We start from the raw sequence: 16,152 nt of genomic DNA on the forward strand, positions 1-16,152 counted from the left end.
TCGGCGTTTATAAAGATCTGTGGGAGACGCCGCATAGCCAGTAGGCGCTGGCGTTTGACAACGCCAGCGCCTACCAAAGGCTGTTACGTAGAGAAAGTGGCTCTCAGACTGTTAGTTCGTCAGTGCTTGTGTCGGAGTTTTCGGCTTCGGGTGTTGGGTGTCCATTGAGCGTTGTTAGGGCCAGTACTCCAGCGATGACGAGAATAGCGGCGGCGACTAGCAACGCTGTACTGTAACCCGCTGTGAGAGCTGCCCCGAGGCTGACGCCGGCGCGTTCGTGCGGCGCTGAGATGGTGGCCGCGACAGCGGCCAGCACGGCTAGACCGAGAGCGACGCCGATCTGCTGGGCTGAGTTGAGCAGCGCCGAGGCGATCCCTGCCTTGTCCTGGTCGACGTGGTAAACGGCGGCCTGTGTGAGCGCTATGACGCCCAGGCCGAATCCGCCGGCGAGTACGAACATGGCCGGTGCCAGGTGGAGCCAGTAGTTGGCGTCCTCGGCGATGGTGGAAAACCAGAGCGCAGCGACGGCGCTGAGGAGTGCCCCCGTTGCAGCGACGACACGCGGTGCTATCTTCAGCAGAAGCTTCGGGGCACTACCGGCGCCCAGTATGAGTCCGGCAGCGAACGGCAGCCAGGCAGCACCGGTCTGGAGCGGGCTGAATTGCTGGACCTGCTGGAGGTAGAGGGTGATGACATAGAAAGTGCCCATCGGGCCAATGGCGAGCAGGAGCATGGTGGCGTAGGCGCCGGCACGGTTGCGGTCCCTGAAGAGGCTTAGGGGCACCAGTGGGTTTTTGCTGCGCGCTTGAGTGACCGCGGGATGACCCTCGGCTGGGCCATCTACGGCGAGCGAGTTGTCCTAGGCCACCTAGAGCCCGAAGGCGGTTCCATGACCGTGTTCGAACACGAGGTTGGTCTGGGTGCCTGCGACGGCAGGATTCGAGGACAAGTGGTCCAGTACGAATTGACGGATGTGCTCGGTGTTTTTGGCCGTGATGTGGATCAAAAAATCGTCGGCACCGCCGAGCACGAAGAACTGCTTGATTTCGGGAAGGTCCCGTAACTCGTTTCCGAAGGCGTTCATGAGGTGACGGGCACCAGGCCTAAGCCGCACGCTAACCAGGGCTTGGAGAGGCAGGCCCATCGCTTCGGGTGCGACTTCGACGGTGAACCGCTTGATCACCCCGGACTCTTTAAGCGCCTTAAGGCGGGCAAGACAGGTTGAGGGCGCAAGCCCCAGGGCTTCCGACAACGACTGATTGGTTCGCCTTGAATTCTTGGATAACAGACCCAGAAGCCTCTGGTCGACTTCGTCCAGAGTCACCTGCTGCAGTTTCTGCGGGTCGGACACCATGTAATACTCCTCACAGTGCAGGAATTTGCCGGTTACTGGCATTCTGCCGTAGATCCTGTGCTGAGACACGCCTAATCCGCAGTTTCTGTCATTCTTTTTCCCACAAGCATCAATCTCCCCAGAAAGCGTGAGCATGATCATCTCCGTCCCCAAGGAAATCAAGAACAACGAGTTCCGCGTCGCCATCACAGCTGCCGGCGTACATGAATTCAAAGCAAACGGCCACGACGTGCTCGTGGAAACCGGTGCCGGCGTTGGTTCCGGCATTAGCGATCAGGAGTACGCACTCGCCGGAGCTGAGATCGTTGAGACTGCGGAAGAGGTCTGGGCCCGAGCCGACATGGTGATGAAGGTCAAGGAACCCGTGGCGTCCGAATACCGCCATTTCCGCGAGGGATTGCTCCTTTTCACCTACCTTCACCTTGCCGCGGAGCCCGCACTGACTCAGGCGCTTGTCGACTCCGACGTCACGGCCATCGCTTATGAGACGGTGCAGGAAGGCCGGGCGCTGCCGCTGCTCGCACCCATGTCCGAAGTAGCCGGCCGGCTCTCCGTTCAGGTCGGCGCGACCTCCCTCATGGCGCCCGCCGGCGGCAAAGGCGTGCTGCTCGGCGGCGTACCCGGCGTCCGCCCCGCGAAAGTGGTGGTCCTCGGTGCAGGTGTCGCAGGCACCAACGCCGCCGCCATGGCCCTCGGCCTCGGTGCCGACGTCACCATCCTGGACATCAACATCAACCGGCTGCGCGAACTCGACGCCCAGTACCAGGGCCGGCTCAAAACCGTGGCGTCGAACTCGTACGAGATCGAAAAGTCAGTTATCGATGCAGATCTCGTCATCGGCTCCGTCCTGATTCCGGGAGCGAAGGCCCCCAAGCTCGTCACCAACGACCTCGTTGCCCGGATGAAGCCCGGCTCGGTCCTGGTGGACATCGCCGTGGACCAGGGCGGCTGCTTCGAAGACACCCACCCCACCACGCACCAGGAACCCACCTACGAGGTCCACAACACCATCTTCTACTGCGTGGCCAACATGCCCGGAGCTGTCCCGAACACCTCCACCTACGCGCTGACCAACGTCACACTCCGCTACGCGGTTGCTTTGGCCAACTACGGCGTCAAGGGTGCTTTCGACCGGCTCCCCGCTCTGGCGGGCGGTCTGAACGTGGCGGCGGGAAAGGTCACCCACAAGTCTGTCAGCGATGCCCATGGACATGACCTCGCCGACTGGCAGGACCTCGTAACGGTTTAGGACATCGGCTGTGCCTGCCCGAGAGAAGGCAGGCACAGCCCGCTCCATAGGAAGGGGCACGGTATTAAATGGCATTTCACCTGCAACCCAAATGGCAGCCGCTGGTTGGCCAACTGGTCATCGTGAAACTTCTGGATAAGGAGATCCGCCGCGGAGTTGTCGATGCAGTAACCGATGATGATCAAATCCTGTGGCTCGACAGTGACGGCGCCGAGCCCCGCCGTCTCTTTCACCGGGCAGACGGTTTCAAGGTGTGGGTCGACTATAGATGGGAAACCGACAGGTTCAGCCTCTGCCCTGATTTCCAGCATGCTGCTGCACCATGAGGTGCGAACACTCCGCTGCGCCTGGACGCGTACAGGTTCTGGAACAGCTGCATGACGAAAATGAGTTAGCAAGAGCCATTACTCGGCTGCGCTCTGAAACAGTCCAAGAGGAAGCTTCAGGCGTGCTTGTCACCTGGCACGGCCCCTGGTCCTACACCCTTGAGCTCAGCCAGCAGATTCCTCCTGGACTCGTCTACGAGTGCGTCGCCCCTGAACAACTCAACTGCTGAGACTGATTCAGGAACGGTCTGACTGATCGAGCCCATCGCCGCCCCTCCCCCAACGGTGGCGGCGGGGCCCCTCCAGCAGGCTGTCGACCTCAATAACGAGCCGACCGGGGTCCACCGTCCCTAACGGATGGGCACCAGGCACACAGCCGGTGCGAACGCTATGCCCGCAGTACATATCGATCATCTGTGCCGGCGCGACAATGGTCGAATATGAAGAGTCGGTAAGCCACTCCCATTTCTGCTGTGTCGGGAGCGGGAGCACCACCGGCCGTGTGCAACCTGGCAACGAGAAGGAACCCCTGATGTCCGAACCTACTGTGGAAAGAGCAGATCTCGGCATGGCCTGGGCGGTGAAAGAGAGCTTTGTACAGTACGTGCAGTCTATGCGCGATGGACGCATACTCCTGCGCGAGGGTGCTGCCGTGACAAATACCCGGCAGTTCTATTTCCCGTTCAGGAGCCTGGATCATTCTGACGGGGACAACTTTGTGCTCCAGTTCGGTGGAGAGGCCCGCTTCCTCGCCCATCACGGGCTTATGTCGGTCTCGATTTGCAACCCAAAAATAATAGTCGGGCCCGACGGGGCATGCCTGTCCATCGAACAAGGAAACGAGATCGTGCACCTCGCCCATCTCGACTTGCCGGCGGTGTCTGTGGAAGACGGCATCAACATGTGGGCAAATGTCCCAGTAGCTCTGACCAGCGCAGGAGCGGCTGTTTTCGCAGATAGCTATTCAGCCGGAGAAACGCTGGCTCCGCTGACCATGAGGGCACCATCCTTTGTGGAAGTATCCTGACCCCGTTCTGGGGTGAACTGGCGGTACCAGCTGGGACAAGGTCCTGGGCCAGACATGAAGACGCCGTGCTTTGCCCCGCTCCATACTGGTGGATCCGGGCACGAGGTACTGGCAAGGGCCTGTTCCTGCCCGCAGACTCAATGAGTCCACGGGCAGGAATTGCTGCATCGACTAGTGTCTAACATCCACCCGCGGCCGCAGCGCCACCACGCACTGTTGGTTATTGAGTAGCCACCGTTGCCGTGGTTCGGACCAGGTGGGCGAAGCGTCGCGCCATCGCCTCGGTATGCTCCCTCACGATCTGGTCTTGATTCTCGAATGCTTTCATTCCGCGGCCGGCACGCTCCACGGCAACCGTGTCATTCTCATTGACTAGGGACAACCACTGGCGGTAGACCACCGGCGAGATCTCCGGGTGAAACTGAACTCCCCATGACATCTCGCCTACCCGAAAAGCCTGATGCGGATACTGGGCCGTCATCCCGAGCCATACTGCTGACGGCGGGAGTTGGTCGATCATGTCCCCATGCATGGCGCCTCCGAAGAAGGGATTTGGCAATCCGGCCATCAAGGGATCCTCGGCAGCATCGGGCCGTAATGCCACCTCGACGACCCCCGCCTCGAGGCCTTGGTCTCCTCTGGCCACGGTCCCGCCGAACGTCTGTGCCATCAACTGAGCTCCAAGGCAGATCCCTAGTGCCGGTTTCCTCTGGCTGGCGGCGACCGCCATAAGGCGCCGGATGTCGGTAAGCCAGTGATAGTCACGGTCGTCCAATGAGCTCATGTCACCGCCAAGAACCACCAGAGCGTCCTCCTGAATCACGTCCGGGATCACGTCACCACTGAAAGGCTGGATAATTCTGGTGGTTATCCCCTCATCCTGCAGCCAACCACCGAGACGGTCCAGCGGGCAGTGAAAATCTGGCTGTATGACGAGTGCCTGCAGGGTACCGGTACCTCGGGGCAGGTTTGGCTCATTGGTCATTCTCAAAATTCCTTATCGGGCGGTCGGGGTTTCAGCCTGCGAAACCCCGGGTTGTGAGGGACGTTGGCATTCCTGGGCGGTTAACCCGGACACCGAGGCCCCTGGCCTTTAGTCCCGGACCCAGGCGGACAACTTCAACGTAGCGAACAGCACGGCCGGGGTTGCAGTGCCGGTTGCACATTAGGATCCGAATGTGTGTGCCTTAGAGAGCATGGTGCTCCTGGGCTCACCCGAATATTCCTCAGCGGACCCCGGCCGCTGCTGCCGCCATTGAAGAGTCATTGAGGAACAGCACGGTGGCCTTCACGCATCGCCAGTCGCGCAGCAATGCCCGTGGGCAGCCAGTCGCCGGCTTCTTCGAATGAATGACCGATGAGCTGCTCTACGCGCTGGAGCCGTTGCCGGAGTGTGTTGCGGTGGATGTGCAGTTTGGAGACCGTGTCGGCACTGGACCCTTTATTGGACAGGAGCATGGCGACTGTTTCGGCCAGCTGGGTTCCATTTTCCGCGTCGTAGCGCATGAGGGATCTGAGTTCCGCGAGCACGTCCCTGATCTCCGCAGACATCCCCTCCCCAAGAAGGGGCAGCTCCTGCAGGTGTTCTATGTCGCTGAAAGAGGTGACCCGTCTCCCGGATGTCCTGCCGACCAGTTCTGTCCAGGCCAGTGCGGTTTCAGCGTCTGAGAGCGCTGGCTGCAGAGAGGCGACGTCCCGCGCCAGGGGACCTACGCCGGCGAAAGCTGAGACGCCACGGTGTTCGTCGAGGTCAGAAAGAGTCGTCTCCAGCTTCGCCTTGATCTCTTCTCCGGAGCCGGAAGGGGTATCGATAAAGAGCAAACTGAGGGGGCCTTCCGTGAAGACCAGGGATCGGGGGCCGGCCAGCTCCTGAAGGTAGGGGGCGATGCGTCTGGACACCGCGTCAGAGTCGAATTTCAGCCGTTTCACCCGCACCAGGACCGGCAGAGTGCGGCCCTTGGACCATCCTGACTCCTCGAGAATGCGGGCGAATGTGCTCGTGCCGACGCTTCGGAGCAGGCGTGAAGCATGGGATGAGCCGACGGACTCCAGTTCTACTGCTTCAAAGAGGGCGGCCAGCTGAGAGCAAATGGCGCTGAGCCGATCGAGCTCTCTGGTGGAATAACGGCGTGGACGATAGCACGTGACGATGCCCCGGGTGCTCGTCAGGCCAAAGGAGACAGATATCCGCTCGTGTCCGGCGAAGTTGGATTCAATGAATTCGGACGTTGCTGTTCGTGAGTGAGTGGTTCGAACTACGATTCCGCTTCGCTCGCCCTTGTCCATTGCGATGGCGGTGGGCGGCGATGTGGCTGCACCCCGGCCGAAATATTCAATGACGCAGCCGTCGGAGCTCATGTGCTTAAGAATCGCCTGCGTGGCCACTTGGGCGCATTGTAGGACGGAAGTGGCGGAGTTGATCGGGAAATCGACAAGGAAGTGCGCAGCTGCGGATTGGCGCCGCAAGTCATCAACCGTCTCAGCCTGCAGCAGGCCGCTGGCAAGCAGCACTCCCACCTCGTCAGCAATCAGCTTTGACTCCCAGGTGAAGGTTTCCTCCTCATATGACCAGAGGCTGAACACGCCAAGGAGGGTCCCGGTCGGTGCCACGATCGGGACAACCAGCATCGAATTGAAATCTTCTTCCTGCAGTTCACTGATGCTGGCGAACCTCGGGTCCTGCTGAATGTTCTTGTTTAGGACAACCGACTGTCTGGTGAGCCCTGCCCAGCCAGTTACACCTTCGCCGAGGCGAAGGGTGATTCGTCCCACTTGCTGGCTTTGCACTCCAGGGGTGCCTGCGCGCATGACAAGGACTTGTTCCTGTTCATCCCACAGGTAGACGAAAACCCCTGCTGAGTTTGTTGCCCTGGCTACCAAGTCCACTGCTCTTTGGGCAAGCGCGAGTGGATCGGGTCCTTCCATCATGAGCTGCGTGAGCTCGGACAGGGTGTCTGCGCGAAGCTCTGCTATTTGGAGTTTGCGGCGATAACCTGCGGGCAGAACCTCATTCGGTTGCGGGGCCGCAGGCTCAGCAGGGGGTTTCATCGTTTCAGCTTAGAAGGCTCATGCCCAGGGAGGCCCGGCTGAACTGCCTTGGCGCGTTGACGCCGATCCAAGCCACGTCCTCCTCCGCAGATCCAACCCGGTACAGGGCGGCGTTGCGTTCCTCCGCAGCGTATACCTGTACAAGTTCGCCTGCCGTCGGAAGCATTCCGTGCACCTGTACCTTTCGGCCGAACTGCTCCGTCCACCCGTACGGAGCCTGTTCCAGTTCGCTGGAGTCGAAGCCTGCGAAGTATTCTGCCAGGGCTGCGCCATGACGTTGGGCCTGGGTCCAACTCTCGAACCGCCGAAAGGTTCCGTCCTCGGCCCGCCGGGCCGAAACGTCTCCGATAGCGAAGATCCCGTCGGCGATTTCACCACTGGTCAGGAGGGCCTTCCCGTCCGCAGTGCAACGGACTCCGTTGGAAATGTCGAGCTCGCTGTAGGTCAGCCATTCGGTGTGGGGGCGTGCGCCGACAGCGCTGATCACCAGGTCGGCGTGCAGGTCCAGGCCGCTGACCCGGACCTTCCACTGCGCATCCGTTTTCTGAATGGATTCCACAGCAACCCCAAAATGAGTTACGACACCGGCCTGATGCATCCATGCCTTCGCTTCCTCTCCCAGATGTCCTGAAAAGAAGCGCTGCATTGGTTGCGGAGCCAAATCCACTACCGTGACGGCAAGCCCACGCTGGGCGAGTGTAGATGCCAGTTCCGCACCAATGGTTCCCGCGCCGATGATGATTGCACTGGCAGCTCCTGCATCCACGGCGCTGCGCAGGGCAAGGGCGTCCTGCGCGGTTCTGAGGCTGAGAACGCCCGCTGGCTCGTTCGGCAGCCGGATTGAGCCGGCTCCTGTGGAGATGACGACGGCGTCAGCGGCTACTTCTCCGAGCTTGTCCGTCAGGACAGTCCGCTTGTCGGTGAGCAGCCCGATGGCCTTTGCATTGAGGATCGGCGTAGCCTCCGGCCACCACTCGGCCGGTTCGACGGGGCCGGTGCCAAGAAGGAATTGCTTGGACAGCGGGGGCCGGTCGTAGGGCGCGTTCGGGTCTGAATCAACGACTATAAATTCGCCTGCAAAGCCCAGCTCGCGGCTGCGTTCAATCAGCATCGCCGACGCAACCGAAGCACCAATGACCGCAACCCGGTCTGGCAGATGTGTCACGATGCCGAAACCTCTGATGCTTTCTCGCTGGCCTCGTTCGTTTCACGTTCCAGGATTGCCCGTTCGGGGCAGTTCCGGATGGCCTTGCGGACGTTGGGTTCATCGCCGCTGTTTTCGCGGCCAGGAATGACGTGCGCGTAGCCTTCCTCGTCGATCTCAAAGGTTTCGGGTGCCAGAGCCCAGCACCGGGCGTGGCCTTGACAACGCCCTCCGTCGACCCAAAGTTCTCCCATGGTGATCAAGCTCCAATCTTGAGGGTAAGCGGGCCGACGCCGTGCCACGGTTCGTCGTCATTCGCCCGTTCAAAGTGAGGGACAGCCTTCAGGAATTCCTCCATGGCGATAACCATTTCGGCGCGGCCAAGGTTCGAGCCGAGGCACCGGTGGATCCCTCCGCCGAAGGCCAGGTGGCGGTTGTCTTCACGGTCAATCTTGATGTCGTTGGGTTCTTCGTAGACCTCCGGGTCACGGTTGCCCGCGCCGAAGACGAGCACAACGCGTTCGCCAGCCTTGATTTCCTGGCCCCGGACAACTGTGTCCTTCTTCGCGGTGCGGGCCATGGCCTGGACCGGGGAGAGCGTCCGCAGGAATTCTTCGGCTGCGGTGGGGATCAGGTCCGGGTCTTCCCGCAACTGCTGCTGGGCCTGCGGGTTGCCGGCCAGGTACCAGAGGGCGGAACGGATCGCCCAGGCGGTCGTGTCGAGCCCGGCGAGGAAGAGCAGGTAGCAGTACGACAGCAGCTCTTCCCGCGTGAGCTTCCGGCCTTTCACTTCCGCTTTCAGGAGCTGGGTGATCAGGTCATTGCTGGCGTCCGCTTCCGGTCCGGCCTTTTCCCGTTCGTCCAGAAGGCGGTCGAAGTAGTCGTTGAGTTCGCGTCCGGCCGCATATGCGGTTTCCGGATGCGCGGTCCGCTCATAGATGATTTCGTCGATCCACCGGTCGAAGATTGGCCAGTCCTGTTCCGGATATCCGGCCAGGCGGCTGAAGATAATGGTCGGCATCGGGCGGGCAAGCTTTGCCGAGACATCAACGACGTCTCCGGCTGTGAGGACTTCCTGGCACAGCTGCTGAGCGGTCTCCCGCATTCCGGGTGTCAGCTTTGAGATGTTCATGGGGGTGAACATCGGCAGCAGGATTTTGCGGAAGTCAGCGTGGGTCGGCGGATCGATGTCGATCGGAATCAGGGGGACGTCAGTGCCGAACGCCGGGAGGAGCATTGAGGGTCCGACCGCGAACGTGTCGGGGTCCTGCTCGGCGTTGAAGATATCTTCGCTCTTGGTGATGTACCAAAAGCCTCCATACTTGTTACTGTGCCCGACAGGTCCGTTGGCTAGGATGTCCTGGTATTCGTCGAAAATGTTGTCGAGCGACCGTCCGTGGAAGTCAAAGTCTGACTTGTTGTGGCTGAGTCCCCGCTCAGTTTCTGTGCTCATGAGAATTGCTCCTGAAGTGGTTTCTGTGACTGTGCGTACGCTGCGGCCTTCTCCACGAGATCGACGAAGAGGGCCTTCTGGGCTTCGTGGTAGTCGACCATGTGCTCGGGATGCCATTGGACTCCGATGAGGCGGGCATCGTCGGCTTCAATTGCTTCGATAACATCGCCTTCCCGTCCCACGACACGAAGGCCTGTTCCGAGCTTTCCCAAGCCCTGGTGGTGGTAGCTGTTCACGGGAATGGTCAGGTCTTTGGCGATCCGGGCAAGTTCGGAACCGGGCTCCAGTTGTACCTGGTGCCATGGTTCATGAGAGGGATGGTCCTGCCAGTGCCCCCTGTCCGGGCTCACTTCCTGGACGAGGTTTCCGCCTCGAATAACGTTGACTAGCTGCATCCCCCGGCAAGTGGCCAGGATGGGCAGGCCGCGGAGCATGGCCTCGTTGTAAAGCTCGATTTCGAAGTCGTCCCTGATGTCGCACACGTCATAGACCGTGTCGGCCGGGTCCTCCCCATACAGCCGGGGGCTGATGTCACCGCCGCCGGTGAGGATCAGCCCGTCGAATCCTTCAAGCGCCGCATCGGGGATCATTGCCGTGGACGGAAGAATGGCGGGACGGCCGCCTGCGGCAAGCACGCCGTTGGCGTAGGCCATGTTCTGGACCGTTGAAGGCATCGGGCCAAAGGCGGTATCGACGGTCTGCCGGGCCGCGGAAATGGCAATAAGGGGCGCCCGCATGTCAGTAAACCAGCCAACCGCCGTCGACGTGGATGGTGGTACCGGTCACCCAGCTGGCCTCGTCGCTGGCCAGGAACGCGACTGCGTTGGCAACGTCGGAGGGCCGTCCGATTCGTCCGAGCGGCGTGCGGTCGAGCAGGAACTTCACGGCGTCCTGGTTCTCCAGCACGGACTTGGTGAATGGGGTCTCGATGAAGCCGGGGGCGACAGCGTTGACGCGGATTTTGGAAGCTGCGGTTTCGATGGCCAAAGCCTTCGTGAACATAAGAAGTGCACCCTTGGATGCGTTGTAGTGGACCTGGGGGTGTCCGCTGCTGGCGATGACGATGTGGGCCTCGACAGAGGTGATGTTGACGATGGCACTGGTTGAATCGTCGCCCCGGGCGGCAGCGCCCTTCTCCAGCAGCGGCCGTGCGGACTGGCTGACCAGGAACGGTCCGGTGGAGTTCACGGCGAAGACCTGGTCCCATTCCGCTACGCTCACGTCGTCGAAGTTGCTGCCCTTGACGATTCCTGCGTTGTTGACGAGGGTGTCGAGCCGGCCGAATTTTGCGTCGATCTCGGCCATGCCGCTGCGGACCGAGGCTTCGTCGGCGACGTCCATAACAACAGGCACCATTTCCGGGTGCTGGCCGATCAGACGTTCGAGCGCGGCCTCGTCACGGTCCAGGGCTACGACGGTGGCGCCCTCCTTGAGGAGCTTTTCTGCGATGGCAAGGCCGTTTCCGGACGCGGCTCCGGTGACTGCAGCGATCTTTCCGGGGTGAGTGGTCATTGGGTGCTTCTTTCTGAGTATTTAAAAAATGGAAATGGAGCTCTTAGCGCTGCACTCTGCGCTAGATGCGTTCCAGGTAACGTGCGATCTCGAAGTCGGTGACGCTGGTCTGAAGCTTGCGGAGCTCCCAGCGCCTCGTCTGGACGTAGTGGGTCACGAAGGTTTCGCCGAAGTACGCCTTGGCGACCTCGCTTTTTTCGAACTGTTCGATGGCCTGGTCGAGTGTTCCGGGCAGCTGCTTTACCTGGTGTCCTTCCTCCAGGGCGTAGGCGTTTCCTTCCACCCGCTTCGGGGCGGTCAGTTCCTGCTCCACGCCGTGCAGGCCGGCAGCGATGTTAGCGGCGATGACCAGGTAAGGATTGGCGTCAGCGCCCGGTACCCGGTTTTCAATGCGTGCGGCGCTGCTCTTTGACGGGATGGACCTGATGGCGACCGTTCGGTTGTCCAGGCCCCAGGTGGCGCTGGATCCGGCCCACTGCCCGCCTTCGGTCCGCTTGTAAGAGTTGATGGTGGGCAGGTAGAGGGCCGTGAGCTCCGGTGCCGTCTCGACGACGCCGGCCAGGTAGTTGTATCCGATGGCGCTCAGTTCGCCGGGCTCCTCGGCATTGGCGAAGGCGGACTTGCCCGACTGCGGATCCCAAAGGCTCTGGTGCATGTGCCCGGAGGAGCCGGCCCACTCCGGGTTGATCTTGGCCATGAATGATGCCGTGTAGCCGGCCTCAGCTGCAACCTCCTTGACGGTTGCCTTTAGCCGGAGGGCGTTGTCCGCGGCTGCGAGAGCATCCGAATAGTGGATGTTCATCTCGAACTGGCCCGGACCGTTTTCACTGTTGCTGGCCTCGATGAAAATGCCCTGCTCAGACAGGCGGCGTCGGATCTCACCGATGAGGAACTCGGTGCCTGTGTCCCTGACGAGGCTGTAGGTGTGACTGCCCGCCGTGATGGGGGTCAGGTCGCGCCAGTCCTTGGCGGCAAGGTCCGTCGGGGTGCCTTTGAGCAGGTAGAACTCGAACTCGTAGGCGCAGACTGGCGAGTATCCAAGGTCTTCGGCTTTCTGCACGACTCGCTTGAGAATGCTCCGGGGACAGATTGCCGCAGGCTCGCCCGACATCTCGTAGGCGTCGCAAATGACGGAAGCCACGCCGGGTTCCCCCGGAACGACCTTCAGGGTACTGAGATCGGGGAGGAGCGTCACGTCAGGGTAACCCGTGTCCCACCCCGTGTAGCTGAGATCAGAAATGATTTCGTCCTGAATGTCCCAGCCGAAGATGATGTTGCAGATATTCGTTCCGCGCTCAGCGACGCTTTCCAGGAAGTACCTGGCAGGGATGCGCTTGCCGCGCCATACGCCGTCCAGGTCCACGACGCCCACTTTGAACGTTTTGATGTCGTTGTCGGAGACGAACTTTTGCAGTTCGTCATGCGCTGACGCGGCTGAGGATTGATCCTGCATGTCGATGGCCTCGAGTTCGTGGAGGTCCTCCGGGACCTGTGTGATGGGATTCACTATGTACCTCTTATCCTCATTGATATTGGTTACTAAAAACACTAAGAGCGGGGTCCTTTTGGCGTATGTGCAAGGTGCACATCATGATTGCCGGCTACATGCATTCGGTAAGCCAGGTCACATTCCTGTGCGGTAGGCAGGCCAAGGCTTTTCCCTGTTCTGCCCAGTACCCAGGACACGAAAGCCATGGTGCTGGGCAGGTCGAGCGGGGCCTAGTAGACGTCCTTGACGTAACGTCCTTCGCTCTTCAGGGACTGCAGGTAATCGTGCGCCTTTTCGGGGGTCATTGCGCCGTGGCTTCTGAGCACCGCCAGCAGGGCTTCGTCAATGTCAGGTGCTATTTGTTTGCCGCCGCACACATAGACCGAGGCTCCACCCGATAGCCAGGCAAAGATGTCTTCTCCTTCTTCGCGGATTCGGTCCTGGACATAGACCTTGCCCTGTTGATCCCGGGAGAAAGCCACGCTGAGGCGGTTCAGCACGCCGTTGCTTTGCAGTTCTTCCATTTCCTCCTGATAAAGCCAGGAAGGCTTTTCATGGCGGTCCCCGAAGAACAGCCAGTTTCGTCCCCGGGCTTGTGAGACTTCGCGGTCACGGAGGAAGCCACGGAACGGGGCAACTCCGACGCCCGGACCGACCATGATCACGTCAGCTGAGTTGTCGTGGGGCAGGTGGAACTCGTGCGCCGGCAGCGGGAAGACTTTTATGGTTGTCTTGGTCTGCGCGGCGGACTGGAGGAATCCGCTGCATGCACCCGAGTGCCGGCGGCCGGCGGTCTCGTATTGCACAGTGGAGACCGTCAAGTGGACGCGGTCGCCGTCAGCGAGGGGACTGGAGGCAATGGAGTACGACCGGTGCTGCAGGGGCCTCAGCATTGAGAGGAACTCGCCGGGATCGACATCCGTTGTCCGGGTTTCCTGCAGCACGTCCAGCATGTCCCGTCCCCACAGCCAGTCCTCCAGCGCATTGCGGTCACCCGACTCGACCAGGTTCCGCACGGGATGATCCGGGGCGAGATTTTCGACGAGCCAGGCCACGATGCCCAGATGGGGCAGCCGAAGCTCATAGTCGTTTTGAAGCGTCTCGCGTACGGTCTTGCCGTCTTCACCGAATACCTCGCTGCCCGCGAGGCCAAGGAATCCGAGGAGGTCTTCCACGAGTTCGATGGAGTTGGTGGGGATTACGGCAAGTGAGTCACCTGGCCGGTAGTTGCGGCTGTCGCCGCTTACCTCAAGCTCATAGTGCCAGACCTCTTTTTCGGACTCTGGAGCGCTGAGGAGGCGGGCCTCGACGACGGTGGCAGTGTCAGGTTCCCGGCGTGTGCCTTTGGGCTGCTCGGCGGGGTTTGCTCCTGGAACAGTGGAGTCTTCCGGGTTGTTGTCGCGCTTCTTGGGAACAACTGTCTTGAAGGTCTCAAGCATGCCCCTGATCCACTTGCCTGACGTCAGGTCATAGTCGACATCGCAGTCGAGGCGGTCAAGGATTCTCTTGCCGCCGAGTTCGCCAAGGCGCTCGTCAAGATCGCTGCCGGCTTTGCAGAAGTCTTCGTACATGGAGTCGCCAATGGCAAGGACTGCGAAGGGAACGTCCTTGAAGAGGTCTGAACCGGCGCTTTGAAGCTGGTCCCAAAACGGTTGCGCATTGTCCGGCATGTGGCCGTTGTCGTGTGTGGCGGTAACGATCAACAGGCGGTCCTTGCGTGCCGCATCTTGCGGGGTCAGCATGTCCAGGCTCATAAGCTCGGCTGCGTAACCCTGGCCGTTTGCCTTGTCCACGATCTTGGACGCAAGGAACTCAGCGTTCCCGGTCTGGCTGCCGTAGAGGACGCTGAGGGTCTGCACGGCGGTACCTGTCTCACTGGATACTTCGGATGAGGTGCCTTGGTTGGTCCGAACCAGCTCCCCTGTATCAGTTGTCACGGTTCTGTCCTTACAAATACGGTCTTGAGTTCGGTGTATGCCTCGATGGCAGCCTGGCCCAGTCCGCGGCCGATGCCTGACTGTTTGAAGCCGCCATAAGGTGTCTGGATTCGAATGGATGAGTTTGAGTTGACCGACAGAGTCCCGGACTCAAGTGCCCGCGCCGTCCGCAGGGCCTGTCCGACATCGTTGGTCCAGATGGAGCCGCTCAGGCCGTAAATTGAGCTGTTGGCCAGCGCGATGGCTTCCTCTTCGGTGTCGAAGGGAATCACCGAGGCGATGGGGCCGAAAATTTCATCGGTTGCCACCCGGCTCTTGGGGTCCGGGGCGATGACGATTCTGGGCGCCATCCAGAAGCCGGGGCCATCCGGTGCTTCACCGGCGGTGACGACGTTGAGACCGTTTTCGAGGAAGCTGGAAACGGTGTCGCGGTGGGCAGCCGATACCAGAGGTCCCAGATCGGTCTTGCCGTCCAGCGGGTTACCGATTTTCAGTGCGCGCGTAGTCTCGATGAATCCCTCAACGAACTCGTCGAAGATTCCCCGCTGCACGAGAAAGCGGCTGCGTGCACAGCAGTCCTGGCCCGTGTTGTCGAAGACCGACATCGGGGCTGCCTGCAGACACTTGGCGAGGTCAACGTCGTTGTAGACGATACTGGCGGACTTCCCGCCGAGCTCAAGAGAAACCCTTTTCATCGTCGTTGAAGCCGCCTGGACGATGGACCGCCCGACCTCGGTGGAACCAGTAAAACTTATCTTGCTAACATCCGGGTGTTCAGCGAGGGCATTGCCGATCCGGGCGCCCGAACCAGTGAGAACCTGAAGCGCGTCCCCGACGACGCCCAGTTCCTTCACGATCTCACCAAATCGGACAGTTGACAGGGGGGTAAGGGCCGCGGGTTTCACAATTACCGAATTACCGCTGGCCAGAGCCGGGGCGATACTCCAGGATGCGATAGGCAGAGGGAAGTTCCACGGGGCAATTACGGCCACAACACCCAGCGGCTCGCGGAAAGTCATGCTGACGCCGCCATCGACCGGAATGGTGTCCCCGAGGATCTTGTCCACCGTTCCGGCGTAGTACTTGAAGCACTCGGCGACACCAAGAACTTCCTGTCGGGCCGCCGCCAATGGCTTACCAACGTCGGTGGATTCGAGAAGGGCCAGTTCGTCGCTGTGGGCGATGACAGCATCGGCAATAGCCCAGAGGGCATCACGGCGTTCAGCCAGTGGCTTGCGGACCCAGGCGCGCTGGGCGGCCCCTGCGCGTTCGACCGCTGCATTTACGTCCGGCAGGTCGTAGGCGGGCACCTCGCCTATCTGTTCTTCTGTAGCGGGGTTGTAGACCGAAATAACGCTGTTCATAATCGGGTGCTCCTTCAGGAGAAGTGGGATTTGTCGAAAATTTCCTAGTCCCGTATGGACTCTGGGAAGCTCCGTTAGTTCCGACAATGCCTGAGGAAACTGCGGCCAGCGAGTGCTGGGAGCACCACGATAAGTAGCTGTATGTGCGCGGTGCACATTCCATAAACTCCTCGTTCATAGGACTGCGTCCATTTTTTTGCCAGCGAATAGCTGTGCATCAAGACCATGCGCAGGACGGATGTATGTGCA

The 16,152-nt window shown here is 60.6% G+C and carries 14 protein-coding genes and 1 pseudogene; 3 read left to right on the forward strand and 12 right to left on the reverse strand.

The features are described 5' to 3' along the window. Positions 1–103 precede the first annotated feature (103 nt). Positions 104–796: pseudogene (locus HAV21_RS21575) on the reverse strand (MFS transporter); the annotation flags it as partial. Positions 797–868: 72 nt separating this feature from the next. Next, a complete protein-coding gene (locus HAV21_RS21580; protein ID WP_324645365.1) occupies positions 869–1,489 on the reverse strand; it encodes an Lrp/AsnC family transcriptional regulator in 621 nt (206 codons plus the stop codon). On the opposite strand from HAV21_RS21580, the gene ald reads away from it, so the two are divergent. The 3 genes from ald to HAV21_RS21595 all read left to right on the forward strand — a co-directional run bounded on the left by ald (position 1,488) and on the right by HAV21_RS21595 (position 3,956). Continuing rightward, on the forward strand, positions 1,488–2,603 hold the full coding sequence (gene ald, locus HAV21_RS21585; RefSeq protein WP_142122576.1) for an alanine dehydrogenase: 1,116 nt from the start codon (positions 1,488–1,490) through the stop codon (positions 2,601–2,603). The genes HAV21_RS21580 and ald overlap by 2 nt on opposite strands. 68 nt (positions 2,604–2,671) lie before the next feature. Further along, positions 2,672–2,929 carry a hypothetical protein gene (locus HAV21_RS21590; RefSeq protein WP_142118872.1) on the forward strand — a complete coding sequence of 86 codons (258 nt, stop codon included), beginning with the start codon at positions 2,672–2,674 and terminating at the stop codon, positions 2,927–2,929. A gap of 532 nt (positions 2,930–3,461) precedes the next feature. Further along, positions 3,462–3,956, forward strand: a complete 495-nt coding sequence (locus HAV21_RS21595) for an HtaA domain-containing protein (protein WP_235008784.1) — start codon at positions 3,462–3,464, stop codon at positions 3,954–3,956. A gap of 220 nt (positions 3,957–4,176) precedes the next feature. On the opposite strand, the gene HAV21_RS21600 is transcribed toward HAV21_RS21595, so the two are convergent. From HAV21_RS21600 to HAV21_RS21645, 10 genes are all read right to left on the reverse strand, one after another. Beyond that, positions 4,177–4,941: a type 1 glutamine amidotransferase gene (locus HAV21_RS21600; protein WP_166843113.1), complete on the reverse strand. Its 765-nt coding sequence runs from the start codon at positions 4,939–4,941 to the stop codon at positions 4,177–4,179. 278 nt (positions 4,942–5,219) lie between these two features. After that, complete coding sequence (locus HAV21_RS21605) at positions 5,220–7,004, reverse strand: GAF domain-containing protein (protein ID WP_166843114.1); 1,785 nt, start codon at positions 7,002–7,004, stop codon at positions 5,220–5,222. 4 nt (positions 7,005–7,008) lie between these two features. Further along, positions 7,009–8,169: an FAD-dependent oxidoreductase gene (locus HAV21_RS21610; RefSeq protein ID WP_347877684.1), complete on the reverse strand. Its 1,161-nt coding sequence runs from the start codon at positions 8,167–8,169 to the stop codon at positions 7,009–7,011. Beyond that, positions 8,166–8,402: a ferredoxin gene (locus tag HAV21_RS21615; RefSeq protein ID WP_056332056.1), complete on the reverse strand. Its 237-nt coding sequence runs from the start codon at positions 8,400–8,402 to the stop codon at positions 8,166–8,168. The genes HAV21_RS21610 and HAV21_RS21615 overlap by 4 nt, the downstream gene beginning before the upstream one ends. A gap of 5 nt (positions 8,403–8,407) precedes the next feature. Then, a complete protein-coding gene (locus HAV21_RS21620; RefSeq protein WP_056331965.1) occupies positions 8,408–9,601 on the reverse strand; it encodes a cytochrome P450 in 1,194 nt (397 codons plus the stop codon). Then, positions 9,598–10,338 carry a gamma-glutamyl-gamma-aminobutyrate hydrolase family protein gene (locus HAV21_RS21625; protein ID WP_142118866.1) on the reverse strand — a complete coding sequence of 247 codons (741 nt, stop codon included), beginning with the start codon at positions 10,336–10,338 and terminating at the stop codon, positions 9,598–9,600. The genes HAV21_RS21620 and HAV21_RS21625 overlap by 4 nt, the downstream gene beginning before the upstream one ends. Position 10,339: 1 nt before the next feature. Beyond that, positions 10,340–11,113, reverse strand: coding sequence for an SDR family oxidoreductase (locus HAV21_RS21630; protein WP_166843115.1), 774 nt, complete (start codon positions 11,111–11,113; stop codon positions 10,340–10,342). Between the two features lie 61 nt (positions 11,114–11,174). Then, complete coding sequence (locus tag HAV21_RS21635) at positions 11,175–12,620, reverse strand: glutamine synthetase family protein (protein WP_235008782.1); 1,446 nt, start codon at positions 12,618–12,620, stop codon at positions 11,175–11,177. Positions 12,621–12,832: 212 nt separating this feature from the next. Next, positions 12,833–14,539: a sulfite reductase flavoprotein subunit alpha gene (locus tag HAV21_RS21640; RefSeq protein ID WP_056331969.1), complete on the reverse strand. Its 1,707-nt coding sequence runs from the start codon at positions 14,537–14,539 to the stop codon at positions 12,833–12,835. Continuing rightward, positions 14,536–15,903, reverse strand: a complete 1,368-nt coding sequence (locus tag HAV21_RS21645) for an aldehyde dehydrogenase family protein (RefSeq protein WP_142118862.1) — start codon at positions 15,901–15,903, stop codon at positions 14,536–14,538. The genes HAV21_RS21640 and HAV21_RS21645 overlap by 4 nt, the downstream gene beginning before the upstream one ends. Positions 15,904–16,152 lie beyond the last annotated feature (249 nt).

Origin of the sequence: Paenarthrobacter sp. MSM-2-10-13, from assembly GCF_011605365.1 — a bacterium.
Lineage (GTDB): Bacteria > Actinomycetota > Actinomycetes > Actinomycetales > Micrococcaceae > Arthrobacter.